Here is a 19,482-nt window from a genome sequence, read left to right as displayed (position 1 = left end):
CGCATCCAGCCCAATCAGTTTTTACCACCCGCTTCTCCGGCCGTCGGAATCTGCGGCGGAATCGGCGCGGTCTGCCCGGTCGGCGGCGGTGCCGGACGCGGTTCGTGCGACACATCGCGCGCCACCGCCATCGCAGCGTGCGCGGTCCGCGTGGCAGCCGCCGCCTCAGCATGCGCGTGCCCATGCCCATGCGGGCCGACCTCGGGCAGTTCATCGTCCGGCAAAGGCTGTCCCTCGCTATCCTTCGACGACGTGTACACCCGCATCTGCGGCACCGGAATCTCGATGCCGGCTTCGTCCATCTTGCGTTTGAGCCTCAGATTGAAGGCGCGCGCCACGCTCCATTGCTGCAACGGCCGCGTCTTGATCTGCCCTTTCACGACCATCCAGTTCGGATCGAAGCGGTCGAGCCCCCACACCTCGATCGGTCCGAGCATTTCGCGCCGGTAGCGGAAGTCGGCCATCAGATCGGCGCCGACTTCGCGAATCAGTTGCGTGATCTGATCTACATCAGTCGAGAACGACATGCGCACTTCGAACACCGCATAGGCGAAGTCGCGCGACAGGTTCTTGACGATCTTGATCTGCGAGAACGGAATCGCGTGGATCGCGCCTTGCCCGTCGCGCAGGCGGACGGTGCGGATCGACAGATGCTCGACGGTGCCCGCGTGGCCGCCGTCCACGTCGATCCAGTCGCCGACCGAGATCGTATCTTCGATGATGATGAACAGCCCCGTGATCAGGTCGGTCACGAGCGACTGCGCGCCGAAACCGATCGCGAGGCCGATCACACCGGCGCCGGCCAGGAGCGGCGTCACATTGATGCCCAGGTTCGCCGCGGTGACGATGCCGGCAATCGTCATGATCGTCACCAGCAGCACGTTGCGCAGCAGCGGCAGCATCGTGCGCGCCCGCATGCTCGGATTGCGCGACTTGTTGCGCGGACCACCCGGATTGAGGGCCTCGGTTATTGCCGTGTCGACCAGAATCCACAGCAGCCATGAAATGAACACTGTCGCAATGATCGCGGTCACCGCGTGCGCAATCCCGCGCGCTGCAACGTTTTTCTCCACGACTTCCGCGAGCGACACGCCCCATAAACGTGCCGCCAGCTCAAAGAAGAACAGCCAGATGAACAGCGTCAGCAGCGTGCCGCAAAAGCGCAGCAGGCGCGACAGATAAGGCGAGCGGCGCCGCGCGCGGTGGCTGCGCGGGCGCGTCACACGAAGCACGATGGCCGAAAGGAAAAATGCGAACACCAGCAACAGTGCGGTGACCACCGAAATCTGCAGTACGTTTTCGCTGGAGCCCGAGCCGCCGAGCGTGGCGACCACCGACGCGCCGGCGAGCACCAGCACCGGCAAGTGCCAGAGCGAGGCGAGCACGTCGAACGCGTCGGTCGCGGCCCTGTGATCGTGGCGCTGCTCGTAAGGCCGGTTGCGAATCAGATGCGCGATCGGCCGGCGGAATGCCAGCGCGAAATAGCCGGTGAGCACGGCGGCCGTCATGTTGGCGGCCGTCGAAATCAGCGCGGCGAGATTTGATCCGAGCTGATGCTCGACGTCGTAATTGACCGCCGCATCGCCGAGGGCAGCGCATATGCCCACCACGAACAGCACGCGCCGCGCGTGTTCGATCAGCAGGTGCACCGCAACCCGCCGATGTCCTGAGCCGAACAGCGAAAACATGATCAGACAGATCGCCGAGAACACCGCACCCGCGACGATCGCATAGGCGACCACCAGGCCGAGGGTGCGGCCGAGCGCATCGGGCATCGCGCGCACGAACAGCAACGCGGCGAGAAAGGCGATGATCCACGGGCCGACCCGGCGCAGCGCGAAGATCAGCAGCTCGCGCGTGGTGGGATTCGGTTTGAGCCCCATGAGGATACCGAAGCGCCGGTATAGCCGGTGCTGCACGTAGATCAGCGCGCCGGCGCACGCGCCCCAGCCGGCCAGCATGGCAATCATCGCAAAGACGATGCGCCAGAAGCCTTCTTGCCCCTGGCCCGAAATGATCGTGTAGAGCTCGTTGCCGGCCGCGTTGAATCTCCCGCCCCAATAGCGCACCGGCGTGCGGCCCTGATGCACATTGGATTCGAATGACGCGATGCCCGACGCGATCGCTCCGAGCAAGCCAGCACTCGTTTGGGCGGTCGCGGACGCGGGCGCGGCTGGCGCAGCGTTTTGCGACACGTCACGCAGCTTTTTGAGCTGGGCGACGAGCGCGGTGCGCTGCTTGTCGTTGTCGAGCGTGGTGATCACGCTGTCGAGCGAGCGCGTCAGTTCCGCCTGGCTCGCGGGCGACGGCGCGGAGGCCGCTTCCGCGGCCGAGGCACCCGAGGCGGCAGACGCCGGCGTTGCCGTCGCGCTATTGATCAGGCTCTGCAAGGCCGGAATGACCGGCGTGCCGGCACCGGCGGCCTGGGCGGTCGCAGGCATCCATCCGATGCCGAGGGTCAGTACGAGGCAGACCGTGGCCGCCCACGCGCCGAACCACGCCGCGACATGAGCACGAATGGCGCGCCCGATACGACTGGAAGGAAAATGAAAGACGGCGCGAGTCGCCAGTTGCCCGCCGTTAGACGGCGCGGCCCCGGACTCACGCCGCAATGGGCATGACTGCATGGCGATCCGTAAGAAAACGGGAGACGCCAGTGTAGCCGCAGTTTCACCACCAGCGCCCGAACATGCGTAACCGAATGTTAGGACGCTTGCGCAAGTTCGAGGAACGGCGGGCTGCCTTCACCCCCTCGAACTGCCGCCAGGGCGCGCGCAACGGACCAGGCACGACAGGAGCCGCGCGCGGTCCGGCACTCCGTCAAGACTCAATAAGCGACCGTCGCGATCTGACGGACGAAACGGCCCTGCTCCAATTCGTCGACGAAGGCGATCGCATAGTCTTCCGCGGAAATGCGGCTATTGCCCTCGGCGTCGGCCAGAAGCGTGTTCGCGCCCGTGCGGAACGTACCGGTGCGCTCGCCCGGCGCAATCAGCGCGGCCGGCGCGAAGAACGTCCAGTCGAGGTCCGTGATGCCGCGGTAGTAATTGAGTGCATCGCGGTGGGCCAGTGCGACCGCTTTATAGGCGTCCGGGAAACCGTCCGTGTCGACAAGCTGCTTACCCGGCGCCACTTCGAGCGAGCCCGCGCCACCCACCACCACGAGACGCTTCAAGCCCGCTGCGCGCACGCCGTCGACGAGCGCATGGGTCGCCTTGGACACCGCCGCGGGATCGTCGTGCGGCGGCGCATATGCGCTTGCCACCACGTCGTGGCCACGCACCGCGGCGCCGACGCTCGCGGCGTCGAGCAGATCGGCCTGCGCGGCTTTGAAATTCGCCACGTCGGCCGGCACGTGCGCCGGATTGCGCGCCAGCGCCGTCACCTGATGCCCGCGGCGGGCAGCTTCCGCGGCGATCCGCGAACCAATCGTCCCGGTGGCGCCGAACAACGCGATCTTCAACTGTTTGCTCATTTCAATGCTCCTGTCATTAGCTTATGTGTAACTACGTTGATTACATATAACGTGGAAAAAAGAGGGGCGTAAGCCCCCGTCCGTTCTCAGGTGCGCAGGTTCCGTCTACACCGGGCGCGCCCTTCGATACCGCCTCATTGCTACTTTCTTTGCCACACTCGTCGCCGCATCAGCCATGCGAACGCCGCTTGCGTTCCAGCGCCCGTTCAGCGCGCATCAGGTCGGCAGTGGCATCAGCCAGCGTGCGTGCACCGAGCGACGCTTCCATGGCCTGCTGCGCTTCGTCGATAATGCCGCGCAGCACGACCTGGATATGCCGCCCCACCATGCACGCCGGGTTCGGCTCCTCGCGATGCATGGCGAACAATTGCGCGTCGTCTACCGCGCGATACACCTGAAGCAGGGTGATCTCGTCAGGCGCCTTGGCGAGCAGCGCGCCGCCGCCAGCACCGAGTTGCGAGGTCGTGAGGCCCGCATCGGCCAGCATGCTCAGCAAACGCCGGATCAACGCAGGATTCGTATTCACGCTGCCCGCGATCATCTCCGACGAGAGCGGCACGCCCTCCTGCAACGACAGCAGCGCGAGCACATGCACTGCAAATGCAAACCGGCTACTCGTATTCACAGCAAACCTGCCCGGCGACGACTATGTGTAACCATAGTAATTACATTTAATCCGACTGTCAAACGGACAAACGAACGGCCGGACGCACCGGCCGCCATCTCACTTGTCCATCTGCTTTTGCGCATCGCTGGAATCGCTCGATGCCGACGCCGAAGCAGAAACGCCCGCCGCCGACGCCGAACTTTGCGCCGACCATTCCTGCAGCTTGCGCCCCGCCGTCTCGAGACCCTGGCCGGTCAGCGCCGCCGCCTTGCCGAGTTGCGCATTGGTCGCGCTCGCCGCGCCTTGCAGGTTGGCTTGCGCGCTCGACGCCAGCGAGGCCGGATCGATCGTGATCGACGGCGCGGACGCCGATGAGAGGTTCTGCTGCGCGGCGGCCTTGGTCGCATCGACCTGCTGGCCGACGTAGCTGGCCGCCTGATCGAGCTTCTGACCGGCGGCTTGCGCCGCATCGTTGAGCTTGCCGGCGACCTGCGCCGACGCATCGTTCTTCTGACAAGCCGTGAGGCCGCCGAACACGAGGGCAACAACCGCGACGCGGCGCAACAACGGCGAACGAATGGATAAAGTCATATTTAAGTGTGAGCCGCATCGAGCGGCTTCCGCATGCGAAAACGGGCCCATGATACGCCGTTGCGCGGCACGCTCTCCTCGACGAGCACCCGGAAGCCCGCGGACTCGAAGCTGCCTGGCTGCGGCTCGAAACAATTGCGCCAGCGCCGCCGCATCGTCAGCGTGCAGTACGCGCCATTCGAAATACTTCATTGCGTACTCCGTCGCGGTTCTGTCAAACGTGTTGGAGTAGACTGCCTGAGCGTTCGATGTGTTCCGTTGATCAATAGGAGGCATGCGATGGCAGCAAAGAAGATTCTGTTCCTGACCGGCGACTTCGCCGAGGATTACGAAACGATGGTGCCGTTTCAGGCACTGCAGGCAGTCGGCCACGTAGTCGACGCCGTCTGCCCGAACAAGAAAGCGGGCGACAAGATCAAGACCGCGATTCATGATTTCGAAGGCGACCAGACCTACACCGAAAAACCCGGCCATCAATTCACGCTCAATGCAACGTTCGAGGACGCCGATCCGCGTCAATACGACGCGCTGGCAATCGCAGGCGGCCGCGCGCCGGAATACCTGCGACTCAACCACAAGGTGATCGAGCTCGTGCGGCAGTTCGCCGAAGCAGGCAAGCCGATCGCCGCGATCTGCCACGCCGCGCAACTGCTGGCTGCTGCCGACGTGATTCGCGGCAAGCGCATTTCCGCCTACCCGGCCTGCGCACCCGAAGTAAAGCTGGCCGGCGGCGAGTACGTCGACATTCCGGTCGATGCGGCGATCACCGACGCCAATTTCGTCACTGCCCCCGCATGGCCCGCTCACCCTGAGTGGCTGCGTCAGTTCCTCGTGCTGCTCGGCACCCGGATCGAACTCTGATCCTCAAGCGAGCGCCTTGCCCTCGCGGCACTGCGCGCTCGCAAAACACACCCATATTTGAGACTCGTCCGATAGTTCGCAACGCAAGGTTTTCCTATAGTCGCCGGTTGACTTGGGAGCCCCTTTCGATGGAACTGACTGACTGGATCGTCATGCTCGCCGTCACGTTGATGGCGATTGCTTTTTTCTGCGCGCGTACGCCGGCCAACTGGTCGCGAGAAAACCGCGCGCGGCGTCTGACTGGCACACGCATGCTGGTGCAAGCGGCGTGTTCGCTGTGGGCGGCGCTGTTGATCGTCGCGCACGGCCTGTTCGCCCTGGACGGCCTGCCCGGCCTGCACCCGGCGCCGCGCGAGGCGCTGACCGGCGTGGCGATCCTGCTCGTCTGCGGCTGCTACTGGTCGATACGCGGCAGCAAACTCCTCAAGCCGCGCCGGCTCTTTACCGCGTACTGATACCGGGCGCGGCATTGGCGGCATTGGCGGCATTGGCGGCATTGGCGGCATGCGCCGGCGCGCCGCCGCGCGGGGCGAGGCCATCACGATCGCCGAGGCCCTCGCGCACAGCACGAACCGCGTGAACCCCGTCCGCCAGCGCCGCATGCGTTTCAACCGCCAGTTGCGCCGTCCGCACGTCGGCTTCAGGCAGCGACAGGTAAAACGTCGTGCCAATGCCCTCTTTCGACTCCGCCCACACGCGTCCGCCGTGCCGTTCCACCACGCGCCGCACGAGCGCGAGGCCGATGCCCTCACCCGCCGCCACATTGCCGTGCAGCCGCTGAAAGGCATTGAAAAGCCGCGGCAACGCGACCGCCGGAATGCCCAGGCCATTGTCCCGCACGTAGAAAATCCGTAGCGAATGCACACCGGGCGGTGCCGGCGTCGTACCAATTTCGATCCGGCCTTCGCGCGCGGGATCCAGATAATTGACCGCATTGCCGATCAGATTCGCGAACACCTGTTCGAGCGCGGTCGGGTCGCCCCACACCGCCGGCAAATCCTCGACGATGACATGCGCCCGGCGCGCCCGGATCGACCCTTGCATGGCATCGACCACGCGCGGCACGATATCGCGCACTTCGACCTTTTGCCGCCGGTACTCCACACGGCCGACACGCGACAGCCGCAATAGCGCGTCGATGATATGAGATGCCCGCAGCACGGCGGTCTGCAGGAAATGCAGCGCCTCGCCGATATCCTCGTCGACCACCCTTTCGATGCGCTGCCGCGGTTCTGCCGCGAGCGACGACTGGCGCAAGGCCACGCGCAGCTCATCACACGCGCGAATCAGTTCTTTCGAGAAGCCTTGCAGATTCACCAGCGGCGCACGCAGGTCGTGCGACACGCTGTAGATGAACATTTCGTTTTCCTGAGTCTGTTGCCGCAAGGTCTCGTTGATGCGCGCCAGTTCGCTGGTGCGCCGCGCCAGATCGGACTGGAAACGCGCCTGGATGCGCTCGGCTTCGAGCAGGCGCCGGCTGGTTTCATGCAAGGTCAGATCGAGCCGGGCGATTTCATCGCGCCCCGGGCTGATCGGCGCCAGCGGCTCGTTGCCCGCGAGGCGCCCGGCGTTATCGGACAGCACCGCAAGCCGGCCGCGCACGCCGCGCGTGAACAGCCACACGGCCAGCGCGACGAATAGCAAGGAGCCGAACACGGCCGCGACGATCAGCGTCTGTTGCCGTTCACGCGCGGCGTCGGCGGCATTCGAGCGCAACGTGTCGAGGCGCCGCTCTTCGGCCTGGAAAGCCACCACCTGCTGACGGAAGCGATCGAGCACGTCGGCCGAGGCCAGCTCGCGGAAGCGATCGAGCAGATCACGCCGCCGCCCCGAATGCAGCATGTCCTGAACGCGGTCCGACCATTGCCGATACCCCTGCACGGCCTGGCGCACCTGCACCACGCGCTCGACTTGCGCCGGGTTGTCGGCAACCAGCTCGGCCAGTTGATCGATGCGACGGTCGACGTCGACCCACAAGGTGACCGGTGTCGTAAAGCGGGTATCGTTGGTAAGCACCGCGCCGCGCAGCGCCACGGACTCACTCAGCACCGGATCGAGAATCGCGATGGTCTGGCGCAGCACGTCTTCGCTATGGATGGCCCACCGTTCGGCTTGCGTCGCGTCGGCCTGCGCCATGACGAGTCCAGACAGCAACGCCAGTTCGAAGACGGCCGGAATTGCGATCAGCAACAGGCCTTTAGTGGTCAGTCTCATGCGTGCGCATTGGAAGTCGATGGCCGGCAGATCGTGCGCGGGACGGCACATTATGTCGGCGTTTGCGCAGGAAGACAAAGACGGCGCGCCACCGACCAGGCTTGTGCCGCCAAATACGAACCCGGGTGCAACGAATCCGCATAAAACGTCAGGCTTTTGAATTAAACGTAAATCAAATCGAATGCTGTGCCCCGATTTGGAACGTTAGGACCAGTATGAAACCGTTGCGCACTTACATTTTACTTTCATCGTTGTCCGAGGTGCAAAGGATGGTGCACTACCGGATCGGGAGCGATCGGTGCGAATCCCATCCCGGTGCGGATTTGCATTTCGGCGACGCCGGAGCATGCAAGCGTCGGCTGATGGCTTAACCGCTAATTGACCGCAAATTAACTGCAAACCAGGGTCAGCGGCGTGCCGGATGTTTCACGTCCCCATGCTCGCCGATCAGGCCGAATTCGATCGGGCAACGCGTGTAGAACACCGGGACGCTGCCCGCTCGCACCGCCTCGAGCAAGGCTTCCGCCTCCCCTTCGGTGACCGCGAAGATCACCATCTGCGGTTGATCCGCCAGTTCGAAGAAGCGCGCTGCGTGCCGTGCGCCTGCGTGGCCGACCCCTTCGGACGCCGCTACGACGGTCGCGCCATGAATGCCGACGAGCTTCGCGATCGACAGCAGACATTCCACGACCGATTGATGGCCGTGGCGCCGGTTCTTCTCCGTATAGAACGTGAGCTGGTAGCCCTTCGTCATGTCGGCCTCCCGCGCAGTTGCGGCGTTGCAGTGGCCCACGGCAGATGCTCGCAGGCCCTCGATTCATTCTAGATCACGCCCCAAACCACGCAGAGTGCACATGCGCGCCGCGATGGCTCTTACCTGTCCCCAATGCCCTGCCAATGCTAGACTGGCGCGCTGGAGATGGCATTCTCCATTAACCGCCCTCAATGGCTGATGATGCCTGCTTCGCCCGGACGATTGCGGACGCGGCATCACGCCACCCGCTCGAGCCCGGTTTGTCGACCTTTTGGCTACGTCAGAGTACTTTTGCATGTATTTGTCCATTCTCGCGGTCGGCATTGGCGGCGCGCTCGGCTCACTGTTCCGCTGGTTTCTCGGTATCCGTTTGAACGGCCTGTTCACGGGTATGCCGCTCGGCACCTTCGCCGCTAACGTGATCGCCGGCTATGTCATCGGCGTCGCGGTCGCGGGGTTCGCACGGGCGCCGCAGATCGCGCCCGAATGGCGGCTCTTCATCATCACGGGCTTGATGGGCGGCCTGTCGACCTTCTCGACGTTCTCAGCGGAAGTCGTGCAGCGCTTGCAGGACGGCCGGCTCGGCTGGGCGGCAGGCGAGATCGTCATTCACGTGGCGGCTTCGCTCGTCATGACGATCCTGGGCATCGCAACCGTTTCGTTGCTGTCGCGCTGAACGCTACACATATTCCAATCAGATTAATCGGCCTAAGCGCTTCCCCCAGATAGCGCTATTGCATCACGCCTCATTAGCTTTATGTGCTTTAGCTCGAGTACTCGCAGGCGCATTTTTCTTCAATTTGGTCTGGTTGTACTCGATAGCGGCACGCACGAGTTTCTTTAAAGCGGGTCCATTGACCTTATCGCCCTCGAAAAAATCGATCGCCCGTCTCGCGTTGCCGTCGAGGCCCGCGTTGAAAAGCTTGTCGGGATCCGGGAGATTCGCCCCGTGGGCAAAGGTCAGCTTCACCTTCCCTTTGTGGGCGTTGGCGACCGCGATCATTCCGTCGCGGGACCACACCGGGCTTCCCATCCACTTCCATTCCTCGATGATCTCCGGGTCGGCTTCGAGGATGGTCTTGCGGATGCTGGCGAACGTTTTGCCACGCCAGTCCGTGATGCCTGCGATCAATTGGTCAATGCTTTCCGATGGAGTCATTGGATCCTTATGCCTCGAATTATTGTTCGGTTTCGAAAGAGCCTAGCTTTGAATTGTGCCCGCATCAATCTATTCGAGCTAGAACCTGTGTCAGTGCCGCAAACTATTGCTGTAAACCCGCCCCTGACGCTGACAAAAACAATCGTCCGGCATTGCATTTTACTGAGGCCTGGTGGGACATTTATTTCCCCATTTTTTTCGATTTTTGTTGTTGATGACAGACGTAAGATCGCCGCAGCCTGAATAGAAGAAGGGGCAAAAATGGCGATCACCTTGAATTTGTCAGCGTCCGCGAATCTGAATAAGTCGCTAAAGATCGACGCGATTCGATTCCTCGCGGCTTTCTGGGTCCTGATGTATCACTTCAAGCCCCCCGCGTTTAAAGAACTTCTGTCTCATCAACTCGCCATCCTCGGCGGCGCATTGTGGTCCGGCTCGACAGCGCTGTTCGCGGGCCCTGCCGCCGTCATCGTCTTCTTTGTCATTTCCGGCTATTGCATCCACAACGCATATCAAAAGGATGTGACGCTAAAGCCGATCAACTATTACGCATCCAGATTCATCCGCATTGGATTACCGCTGGTCATCCTGCTGTGCCTCGTTCAACCTTTGCCGACCGGACAGGACTATCTGGAATCCGTACTGTGGTCGCTCTACTGCGAGATGGTGTATTACGCCGCTTATCCGCTCCTGCGCGCCCGCTTTCGCTACATCGGCGAAATGATCGTTGGCTGCGCGGTTGCGGCAGGCGTGATGGTGGCCGTGGTTCGTCTGATCGGGCACCCGGTTTGCCACGGCTGCGTCATTGAGACGTATGGCGTTCCGGGTACGGCTTTACTGTATGCGGCTGGATGGATCTTCGGCTGCCTGATCGCGGAGACTCAGCGCAACGCGGAGCAGTTCCACATCCGTGGCGCATATTCGCCGCTTACCCTGATGATCAAGCGCGGCCTTGATCGAAGCACCCGTTTTCTCGCGAATCACCTGGTTGCGCTGAGAGTGGTAATTGTCGCGGCCGGGGCGGCCATTATGATTTTGCTGTCCGAATCGAATCTCAAACCGGCCGTTGTGCCGTTGATTACGCCCGATATCACGCTTCCGCTATTTCAGTTCCTGGCGGCAGTCTGGATCGCGGCGGAGACTGCCACGCCGTCCAGAAGCGGCGTCTGGTCCAGACTGGCTACTTTTGGCGCGTGGTCCTATAGCCTCTATCTTTGCCACAAGATGGCGCTCGCCCTGCTGGAAATGACCCGATTCGACGAGACGTCCCGATTCGCATGGTTCGTACAGGTGGCGTTGGCATTCGCCATCAGTTATGCGTTTTACCGGATGATCGAAAAGCCTTCGCATCTGATTTCCCAGCGGCTGCGGAAATACACGCCGAATGCGCCTGCTGCACCAGCCGCTTGACGCCACTGCATAAAACGACTGCATGAGCGAGCCGGCAATATCAGTTAGCGTCGCTTCGGGCCCGCTCCCGGACCATCCGATCAGCGCGAGCGCCTCATAGCTGCCCCGGACGCGGATCAGCCACGAAACCGCCACGATTGGGCATCGCCACACGCGGCAACGAGGCTGCGTCGAGCCGCGTATTCGCCGGCACGATGCCGTTCTGGTTGAGCAGAAATGCGCTGAGCGCGTACACCTCGTCGGCGGAAAGCGATTCGGGCGCGTTGTAAGGCATCGCGCGGCGGATATAGTCGAACAGCGTCGTCGCATAGGGCCAGTAGCTGCCCACGGTGCGCTTCGGCTTCGCGCTGGTCAGTGTGCCCTGCCCGCCGACCAGTTGATCGCCGAGACCGCCCTCGCCATGCGCGCCGTGGCACGCCGCGCATTTCGCGGCGAATATGTGCGCGCCAGTGGCGACGTCGCCGCTGCCCGCAGGCAGGCCGCGGCCATCCGGCGCGATGTCGATGTTCCAGGCGGCGAGGTCCTGATCCGTGAGCGGCGTGCCGATCTCGTGGATCGACCTGGCGCTCTGGTCACCCGGCGCGATCGATGAGCACGATGCCAGCGCCGAGAGCGACACCAGCACAGCCAGCGCGGTCCGTGCCGTTCGCGCCGGCATACCTCTCAAACGGCGGCCATCACGCATTACGCACCTCGCCGCTTGCATCCACTCGCCATTGCTGGATCGCGTTGTAGTGATACTGCGAATTCAGGCCGCGCGCGGCGACGAGTTCGGCACGGGTCGGTTGCACATAGCCGGTCGAATCGGTGGCGCGCGAAAGAATCACGGCAGCGCCGCCATCCCAACGCCAGTCCGCCTGAAAGCGCGTCAGCGCACGATCCAGGATCGCACCGTCCAGACGCGCGGGACGCCACGTCGCGCCGCCGTCGGTCGACACATCCACCTTGCGGATCGTCCCGCGTCCGGACCAGGCCAGACCGGTGATCGGGTAATAGCCGTGCGTGGTGAGACGATGTCCCGGCGACGGCCGCGTGATCACCGACTTCGCGTCCATCTCGAACGCAAACTGACGCGCGGTGCCGTTCGCGAGCAGGCTGGTGTACTTCGACGTTTCCTCGCGCGTTTGCAACGGCGCATTGACCACCTTCAGCCGGCGCAGCCACTTGACGTTCGTATTGCCCTCGAAGCCGGGAACGATCAGACGCAACGGATAACCGTTCTCGGGGCGCAAGCGTTCGCCGTTTTGCGCGTAGACCACCAGCGCGCGATCGAGTATCCGTTCGAGCGGCAAGCTGCGCGTCATCGCAGCGGCGTCCGCGCCTTCGGCCAGCAACCAGCCGCCGCCGCTTGTGTTGCCGGACGCCGTCACACCGCCCACCTCTTCGAGCAAAGTCGACAAACGCACCCCGGTCCATTCGCAGCACGACAACAAACCATGCGTGAGTTGCACCGGCATGCCGCTCGGGCCATTCCATTCATTGCCGGTATTACCGGAGCATTCGAGAAAATGAATCCGCGATTCGGACGGCAGGCGCAGCAGATCGTCCATCGTGAACAGTTTCGGCGTGCGTACAAGGCCGTGAATGGCCAGCCGATGCTGATCGGGGTCGATGTCGGGCACGCCGCCGTGATGACGTTCGTAGACCAGGCCGTTGGGTGTGAGCGTGCCGTGCAGATCGGCGAGCGGCGTCATCGACGAAGCCGCGCCGGGCAGTGGCCACGCGCGCGCACTCCGCCGCACGACATTCGCCTCATACGGTGACGGCACACCGTATGGATGTTCGAGAACGGGCGCACCGGGCACGCGGCTCGATTGCGCGACCGCGAGCGGCTTGAGCAATTCACTTGCGGTAGCAGCTTGAGAAGCGACCAGGCCGCCGGCCGCCAGGCGACCCAGCAGTCGACGGCGGCCGCGCGACGGCGGGGAGTTGTGCGGATTCATCATGGCGTCGGCGCATCATAGGCAAGCCGATTAGCGTAACGATGCCTTCCGCCATGGCCAAACGATAAATTCGACTATCGATCGACGCAGACGGCATATCAGACGGATACGGGGCGCCGTTAAGCCAGCACGTTCGAGAACACCCGATCCGCGAGACGGTTGGAATCAGTCCCGCTGTTAAGCACGCCGACCGCCTTCAGATCGTCGGCATAAAGCGAGATCTCCTTCTTGAACGCATCCCCAACCGGATGGTGGCGATCGGTATGGCTCTTGAGCATCGCCGCCAACTGGCTCACATCGGCGGACGGCGTATAGACCGAGAAAATCGCGGCGGCATCCGCAGGATGATTCGCAGTCCACTCCGTCGCTTCGAGCAGCGCCTGCGTCAACGCCTGCGCGGTGGCGCGATCCTTTCGCACCAGCGTACCGCGCACGCCGAGCACGCAGCACGAACGCGTCTGATATTCACCGCACAGATTGTTCGACACCTCATACAGGTGGTCGGATTCGCGGATCGACCAGATCGTCGGGTCGCCATCCGCGATCGCCTGCACTTCGCCCTTCTTCAGCGCTTCGCCGAGCAGGTTCGCCGGATACTGGCGCCAGTTCACATCGCGCTCCGGATCGACGCCGATCTTCTTCAACACGATGGCGAAGAAATTCTTGGTCGGACTCGCCATATCGCTCACGCCGATCGTACGCCCCTTCAGTCCCGCCACATCGACGATGCCCGACGCGCGCGTGGCCAGCAAACGCATGCACCCGCCGTGAATCCCGGCCGTCAGTTTCACATCGAAGCCCTGCTCCAGCGGCTTGATCCAACGCAGCGCCATGCCGACACCCGCATCGGACTTGCCCGTCGCGATTGCTTCGAGCAACTGATCGGTCGACCCTGAAAAATTCACGAGTTCCACCTGTAAACCGTGTCGCTCGAAAAAGCCCTGCTTCACAGCAACGGCAACAGGCGCGGTACAGATCGCGCCCGCGTTCCAGGAAAGCTTGAGGGGCTTAAGCGGAGCCTGCGGCGTTTGAGCAAACGCGAGCGTTCCCGGTATCAGCGACGCACCACCGAGCGCCGCCGCGCCCGCGGTCCAGGCCGTCTTGCGCAACCACGCGCGGCGGGCCGGACTCAGCGGAGATTCATCGTAGGGATTCATGGTTGACTGTTCCTCTGGTCGTTATCGATTGTTCTATTCGTTCAGGTGTCGAGTCCGAGCTGGGCGAGCACCTCGCGGCGCAGCGCCACCAGTTTCGGATCGTCGCGATGGCGCGGATACGGCGCGTCGTTACGCACTTCGGCGACCACACGCGCCGGCCGCTCGCTGAAAACGATCACGCGGTCGGCGAGCAGGAGCGCCTCTTCGACGTCGTGCGTCACCAGCAACACGGAAAAGCGGGCGTCCAGCCAGAGCCGCGCGAGTTCACCTTGCATGCGGATACGTGTGAGGGAGTCGAGCTTGCCGAACGGCTCGTCCAGCACCAGCAGCGCCGGATCGTTGACGAGCGCGCGGGCCAGCGCCACGCGCTGCGCCATGCCACCCGATAATTGATGCGGAAACGCTTCAGCGAATTCACTAAGGCCGACTAACTCCAGTGCGGCGTCGATCCGTTGCTGCGCCTGCTTCTCTTGCGGACCGCTGCGTCGCGCGAAGCGTTCGCGCTGCGCCTGCGGACCGACCCCGACATTGCCGCGCACTGTGCGCCATGGGTACAAGGTCGGGTCCTGAAACACCACCACACGCGACGGATCGGGACCGACAATTGCAGCTCCATCTGCCTGCACGCTGCCCTGCGTCGGCGTATCGAGTCCAGCGACCAGCCGCAGCAAGGTGGACTTGCCGCAACCACTCGGGCCGAGCAGCGCGACGAACTCGCCCGGCTCGACCGTAAAGCTGACGTCGTGCAGCACCGGCAACGCGGCGCCACGCAGCGCGAATTGATGACTGACGTGGCGCACGTCAATGCGCGCGCCGTCGCGGACCGGCCGAGCAGCGGCCGACTGATTCAACACTTCGGGTACGGCTACCATTTGAGCAATCCCTTTTGCCAGGCCAGCAGGCGATCACGCACACGAAACAGCAAGGTGATCAGACCGGAGCACATCAGCGCCATTACGAGCAGCGCGGCATACATATTCGAGTAGGCTGCCCAGCCTTGGGCCCATTGCAGATACCAGCCGAGCCCCGCTTTCACGCCCATCATTTCCGCGACGATCAACACCGAAAACGATGCGCCAAGACCCATGAACAAGCCGACGAAGACCGACGGCAGCGCCGCCGGAATCGCCACGCGCAGAATCAGGAAAGCGGGCCGCGCGCCGAGCGTGCGCGCGATGTCGTAATAGGCCGAGTTGACGCCGGCTACGCCCGACCAGGTCAGCACTGCGACCGGGAAAGCGGTCGCCAGCGCGATCAGGAACACACTCGCGCTGAAGCTCGACGGAAAGAAGAAGAACGCCAGCGGCAACCACGCGGTAGCCGGCAGTGGCCCGATCAGGCGCAGGACCGGATGAACCCAGTAGCTCACGGCCTGCGACCAGCCAATGCTCACGCCAGTCACGAAGCCAGCAGCCGCGCCTAACACGTAGCCATAGGCGAGTAGTCCAAACGAATGAACGACGCTCGAACCAAGCCGCGGGTAGTCTTCGGCGTAGACGCCGATCAGCGCTTGCGGTGGCGCGAAAAAGGGCCGCGGCAGCCACTCGAGTTGTGCGGTGATCGCTTCCCATGCGCTCACGCCGAGCGCCAGCGCGAGCAACCATGGCATTGCCCCAAGCCATGCGCTGGTGCGCGTGGGCGTCGTCGCCTGAGTGGACGGATTGCGCCATCCCGCGACGGTCGTCGCAACAGCAAATGCCGCGAGCACCAGCTTCAACGCGATGAATTCTTTCGTATACGGCCAGTCGTCGGCACTCGGCCACCATTCGGTCAGCGCCGCGCTGCCGAACCACGCTATGGCAGCGAGGCCCGCAATCAGAACACTGCGTGAGAGCCCACGCCGTGTTACGGCGCGGTTGATGTCAACGACGTCCGTGCCGATGGCCGGCGTTCCTGTTGTGAACGATTCGAACTGCGTGGACATAGCGGCTCCTGCCTCTCGCCTTGTTGAACTATCGTGACCGTGCGCTTGCTGGGGTCCACTTCACGCGATGTCGACCCTGTCGCGCTGCCAGACGCTCTGTGCGTAGATTGAATCGTCGAAATCGGCGGCGATATCGCAGTGAATCCGTGCTTCATGCGCGTCCAGATCGGCGAGAAACAGATCGCGGCTGATTCGCTGCACCACGGCGGGAATATCGCGCTTCATGCTCGGCACGTCACCGACCGGCAATCCGAAACTGACGAAGGCCGCTGGGTTGTAGACGTGGATGTTCTTCAGATAAGGCGCCTCGCCCTCGACCTTCTCGAGGTATTCGAGCGCGGCTCCGAGATACGGATGCGCGCCCAGCGCGTCGTCGCTATCGCTCGCGGCGGGCACGTATTGATCGCGCCACAGGCGGATATGCCCGGCGATCTGCGCCAACTCCGGCCGCAGCGCCGGATCGATCACATAGCCCGTGCCGGCAATGACGAAATCGAATGCGAACGACTCACCCGCCACGTCGGTCTCCACACGCTCGTCTCTGACGCTTGCATGTGTCCACGGCGCGCCGAGATGCAGATGAAAGTTCGGAAAGCGCGTGACGCGCTCCAGGGCGTCGACTGGCGGCGTCGAACCGGCAACGCGGAAGCGCCGCGCCTGCGACCAGCGAATCGCGTCTGGCAAATGGAAATAGTTGTCGTACGCGCCGGGATAAGCGCGCGTGCGGGTCACCGGCACCGACGCAATCCGCTCACGCCGCACGAACAGATGCACCTGCCCTGCGCCGGCTTCGAGCGCCGTGCCTGCCGCATCGAATGCGGACGCCGCGCCGCCGATCACCGCCACGGATTTGCCGCGCAGCGCAGCGAAATCGATCGCCTCGGAGGTGTGGGCACGAAGTGTCGGCGGAAGGTTTTTCAGCACAGCAGGAATGTTCGGCCCGCCGTTACCTGCAACACCATTGCCGAGGACAATCTTGCGTGCCGTCTCCACGATATTGCGCACCGTGGCGCCATCGCGTACTTCCAGATGCAAACGAAAATGCTCACCCGCAGGTTCGATTCGCGTAAGCCGTGTGCCGTAGCGAATCGGAATTTCGAGGAAATGCCGGTACCACGCGAGATATTCTGCCCAACGCGTGCGAGGAATCCGGTCGATCTCCGCATACGAAGCGGCGCCGAAGCGCGCTTCATACCATGCCTGAAAGCTCAGCCCCGGCAGACCCGCCTCGGGGCCCACCAATGATTTAGGGGTGCGCAGCTTGTTCATGCGGGCGCGATTCAACCAGACGCCCGCTTGGCCTTCATCGGCAGCGGCGTCGATCACGCTGACCTGACCGATGCCGGCGCGCCGCAAGGCGAAAGCGAACGCCGCGCCGGTCTGTCCACCGCCGACAACCACCACGTTATGGTCGATGCCATCGCGCGGCGGGACCCAGTTCTCGGGTGCGGGACCAATCAGCCGCAGTGTGTCGAGCGCAGGCTGATCAGGGTGATCGGATTGCGTCATGGTGTCGGTTTCGGTCTGGGAGTTGAACAGCAGACGGATGCGTCGAAATCGAATGGCGTGAGCATCGGACGATCAAGTATCGCGGCGCCGCAGGCTTACCCAAACCAACAAATTTCGCTTTGCTTATTTGTTTCGAGGCACCCTACGCTCGTGACGTCACCCCTGAATCCGCGTAGTCCTCGGCGTCGATGTCGTACCCCGACGGCTCCCAACGGATCGCCAGCAGCACGAGCAGCGAGCTCAGCGGCGCAATGGCGATCAGCCAGAAGACCTTCGTACCGAACGCCGCAGCCAGAACCGGGAACAGAAACAGCGAGACCGTCGACGCGGAACGCACCAAGGTCTGGTTGAAACCCACGCCGATTCCGCGCAGCGAGGTCGGATAGCTCAGCGACGCATAGGTCATCGAATGGGAGCCTGGTCCGAAACCTTGCCCGAACAGATAGCCGCCGAGCAACAGGATCGCGACCACCACAAGCGCGCCGCTGCCCGGTTTGCCGATCAGCGCGAGCCCAATAAGCGAGGCGAACTGCAGCGAGTGTCCGAGCACGGTCATCTTCCACGCGCCGACGGTCGGTGCGGTGCGCACGCCGATCAGCCCACCCACAAACGCAAATGCCAGATTCAGCGAGAGCGCCGCGATGATCGTCGTAAGCGGCCCCTGATGAAAGAAGCTGGTAATGATCACCGGCAAGCCGAAAATGATCGCGTTGTAACCGAACGATGAAGCACTGCCGATCACCGCGGCAAGAATCGTGCGGCGCCGGTAAGTGGCGTTGAACAGGACCCCATAGTTGCGCCACGATGCCGCACGCGGCGCCTTGACCGGCGTCGCGCTTCGTTCAACCACTGCGTCGACGCCATACGAGCGCTTCAGAATGCGCGCGGCCTCCTCGAGATCGCCCTGATTCGCTGCCCAAACAGGCGATTCGCTGATATAGCGGCTGCGCACGAGAATAATCACGATGGCCGGTACCGCACCGAACGCGAGCGTCAGACGCCATAACCAACCAAGCTGATGCTCGGGCAGAATCGCGTACAGCCCGAGAATCAGCAGATAGCAGGTGCTCGTGGCCGCGTACCATGCGGGGCACCACGCGGCGACACTGGCCGCCTTGTTGCCCTTGCCCGCCACCCGCGAGAACTCGGCGAGAAACGCCATCGCCACCGGCAGATCGAGCCCCACGCCGAAGCCCATCAGAAAGCGCGCCCCGCCGAGCACCCACGCATTCGGCGCAAGACCGGCTGCGATCGCCGCCACCACGAAGAAGAGCATATCGGCCATGAACACGCGATAACGGCCGATGCGATCAGTCAGATACCCGCCGAACAGCGCGCCGAGGATCGCGCCGAACGTGATCGCCGACGAGACGAATCCCACCTGAACCGGCGACAGCGAAAACTGGCGCGCGATGTCCTTGATCCCGTAAGCAAGCGACGTCAGGTCGTAAGCATCGAGAAAGACTCCACCCAGGGCGATCGCAATCACGATGCGTGCGTTACTGCCCTTTGCAGCGCCCGCATTGACGATGCGCGAAACATCCTGTGCGCTACGGATGACAGTGGGAGACGCTGTGTTACCCGCAGGCGCTTGCGGGTCGGCGACGGTAGATGGAAAAGCAACAGTGGACATGATCTCGCGTTCGCATGAATGGCTGAAGCGTCGCATGGTAGCCATGCAATCCACGCACGCAAAACAACGAATTTAACTATGCAAATCGGGAATCACGCACTTGCACCGCGCCAGTGCCGCACGGACCCTTTTAGGCAACGTGGTTCGAACTACTGCAGATTTTCTTATCAGCAATGATTGGTTGGATTCGAAGGCACGCGAATCTAACGTGTAGTGCCAGCTCTCTGCCCATCTGAGCATTTGCA

18 protein-coding genes and 1 riboswitch are annotated in these 19,482 nt (G+C 63.0%); of the genes, 4 read left to right on the top strand and 14 right to left on the bottom strand.

Annotation, left to right across the window (positions count from 1 at the left end; genetic code table 11):
- Positions 1-14: 14 nt before the first annotated feature.
- The 4 genes from P3T25_RS22165 to P3T25_RS22150 form a co-directional block, all read right to left on the bottom strand.
- A complete protein-coding gene (locus P3T25_RS22165; RefSeq protein WP_429358957.1) occupies positions 15-2,627 on the bottom strand; it encodes a mechanosensitive ion channel family protein in 2,613 nt (870 codons plus the stop codon).
- A 200-nt stretch (positions 2,628-2,827) separates the two neighbouring features.
- Complete coding sequence (locus tag P3T25_RS22160; RefSeq protein ID WP_429358956.1) at positions 2,828-3,475, bottom strand: NAD(P)-dependent oxidoreductase; 648 nt, start codon at positions 3,473-3,475, stop codon at positions 2,828-2,830.
- Between the two features lie 169 nt (positions 3,476-3,644).
- Complete coding sequence (locus P3T25_RS22155) at positions 3,645-4,100, bottom strand: Rrf2 family transcriptional regulator (RefSeq protein WP_168435666.1); 456 nt, start codon at positions 4,098-4,100, stop codon at positions 3,645-3,647.
- Positions 4,101-4,199: 99 nt separating this feature from the next.
- Positions 4,200-4,673 (bottom strand): hypothetical protein, encoded by a 474-nt coding sequence (locus P3T25_RS22150; protein ID WP_166618177.1) that lies wholly within the window; start codon positions 4,671-4,673, stop codon positions 4,200-4,202.
- Between the two features lie 279 nt (positions 4,674-4,952).
- Between P3T25_RS22150 and P3T25_RS22145 the strand changes: the two genes are divergently transcribed.
- Together P3T25_RS22145 and P3T25_RS22140 are read left to right on the top strand one after the other, a co-directional pair.
- Entirely contained in the window at positions 4,953-5,534 is a 582-nt protein-coding gene (locus P3T25_RS22145) for a DJ-1/PfpI family protein (protein ID WP_154560073.1), read from the top strand.
- A gap of 128 nt (positions 5,535-5,662) precedes the next feature.
- Entirely contained in the window at positions 5,663-5,989 is a 327-nt protein-coding gene (locus P3T25_RS22140) for a hypothetical protein (RefSeq protein ID WP_054034668.1), read from the top strand.
- Here P3T25_RS22140 and P3T25_RS22135 read toward each other — a convergent pair.
- On the bottom strand, positions 5,976-7,748 hold the full coding sequence (locus P3T25_RS22135; RefSeq protein ID WP_429358955.1) for a sensor histidine kinase: 1,773 nt from the start codon (positions 7,746-7,748) through the stop codon (positions 5,976-5,978). The two genes, P3T25_RS22140 and P3T25_RS22135, sit on opposite strands and share 14 nt — an antisense overlap.
- Before the next feature lie 406 nt (positions 7,749-8,154).
- Positions 8,155-8,502: a DUF190 domain-containing protein gene (locus P3T25_RS22130; protein ID WP_154560075.1), complete on the bottom strand. Its 348-nt coding sequence runs from the start codon at positions 8,500-8,502 to the stop codon at positions 8,155-8,157.
- A 152-nt stretch (positions 8,503-8,654) separates the two neighbouring features.
- Positions 8,655-8,717: riboswitch (Fluoride riboswitch) on the top strand.
- Positions 8,718-8,797: 80 nt separating this feature from the next.
- On the opposite strand from P3T25_RS22130, the gene crcB reads away from it, so the two are divergent.
- On the top strand, positions 8,798-9,178 hold the full coding sequence (gene crcB, locus P3T25_RS22125) for a fluoride efflux transporter CrcB (protein ID WP_154560076.1): 381 nt from the start codon (positions 8,798-8,800) through the stop codon (positions 9,176-9,178).
- Between the two features lie 63 nt (positions 9,179-9,241).
- On the opposite strand, the gene P3T25_RS22120 is transcribed toward crcB, so the two are convergent.
- Positions 9,242-9,661, bottom strand: a complete 420-nt coding sequence (locus P3T25_RS22120; RefSeq protein ID WP_154560077.1) for a DUF1801 domain-containing protein — start codon at positions 9,659-9,661, stop codon at positions 9,242-9,244.
- A 261-nt stretch (positions 9,662-9,922) separates the two neighbouring features.
- On the opposite strand from P3T25_RS22120, the gene P3T25_RS22115 reads away from it, so the two are divergent.
- The gene (locus P3T25_RS22115; RefSeq protein ID WP_154560078.1) at positions 9,923-11,071 is read left to right on the top strand and encodes an acyltransferase family protein; all 1,149 of its coding nucleotides are present in this window, start codon (positions 9,923-9,925) and stop codon (positions 11,069-11,071) included.
- Positions 11,072-11,165: 94 nt separating this feature from the next.
- Here P3T25_RS22115 and P3T25_RS22110 read toward each other — a convergent pair whose 3' ends face one another.
- The 7 genes from P3T25_RS22110 to P3T25_RS22080 all read right to left on the bottom strand — a co-directional run bounded on the left by P3T25_RS22110 (position 11,166) and on the right by P3T25_RS22080 (position 19,237).
- Positions 11,166-11,756 carry a c-type cytochrome gene (locus tag P3T25_RS22110; protein ID WP_154560079.1) on the bottom strand — a complete coding sequence of 197 codons (591 nt, stop codon included), beginning with the start codon at positions 11,754-11,756 and terminating at the stop codon, positions 11,166-11,168.
- Positions 11,749-13,017 (bottom strand): sulfite dehydrogenase, encoded by a 1,269-nt coding sequence (soxC, locus tag P3T25_RS22105; protein WP_154560080.1) that lies wholly within the window; start codon positions 13,015-13,017, stop codon positions 11,749-11,751. The genes P3T25_RS22110 and soxC overlap by 8 nt, the downstream gene beginning before the upstream one ends.
- Positions 13,018-13,133: 116 nt before the next feature.
- A complete protein-coding gene (locus P3T25_RS22100) occupies positions 13,134-14,171 on the bottom strand; it encodes an ABC transporter substrate-binding protein (RefSeq protein WP_154560081.1) in 1,038 nt (345 codons plus the stop codon).
- Between the two features lie 41 nt (positions 14,172-14,212).
- A complete protein-coding gene (locus tag P3T25_RS22095; RefSeq protein WP_154560082.1) occupies positions 14,213-15,043 on the bottom strand; it encodes an ABC transporter ATP-binding protein in 831 nt (276 codons plus the stop codon).
- Positions 15,037-16,095, bottom strand: a complete 1,059-nt coding sequence (locus P3T25_RS22090; protein WP_429358954.1) for an ABC transporter permease — start codon at positions 16,093-16,095, stop codon at positions 15,037-15,039. Before P3T25_RS22090 ends, P3T25_RS22095 begins: the two co-directional genes overlap by 7 nt.
- Before the next feature lie 60 nt (positions 16,096-16,155).
- On the bottom strand, positions 16,156-17,604 hold the full coding sequence (locus P3T25_RS22085; RefSeq protein WP_429358953.1) for a SidA/IucD/PvdA family monooxygenase: 1,449 nt from the start codon (positions 17,602-17,604) through the stop codon (positions 16,156-16,158).
- A gap of 142 nt (positions 17,605-17,746) precedes the next feature.
- Positions 17,747-19,237, bottom strand: a complete 1,491-nt coding sequence (locus P3T25_RS22080) for an MFS transporter (RefSeq protein ID WP_171926877.1) — start codon at positions 19,235-19,237, stop codon at positions 17,747-17,749.
- Between the last annotated feature and the right edge of the window lie 245 nt (positions 19,238-19,482).

This window comes from Paraburkholderia sp. GAS32 (genome assembly GCF_050434225.1).
Classification (GTDB): domain Bacteria; phylum Pseudomonadota; class Gammaproteobacteria; order Burkholderiales; family Burkholderiaceae; genus Paraburkholderia; species Paraburkholderia madseniana.
This window is presented reverse-complemented; position numbering and strand designations above follow the sequence as displayed.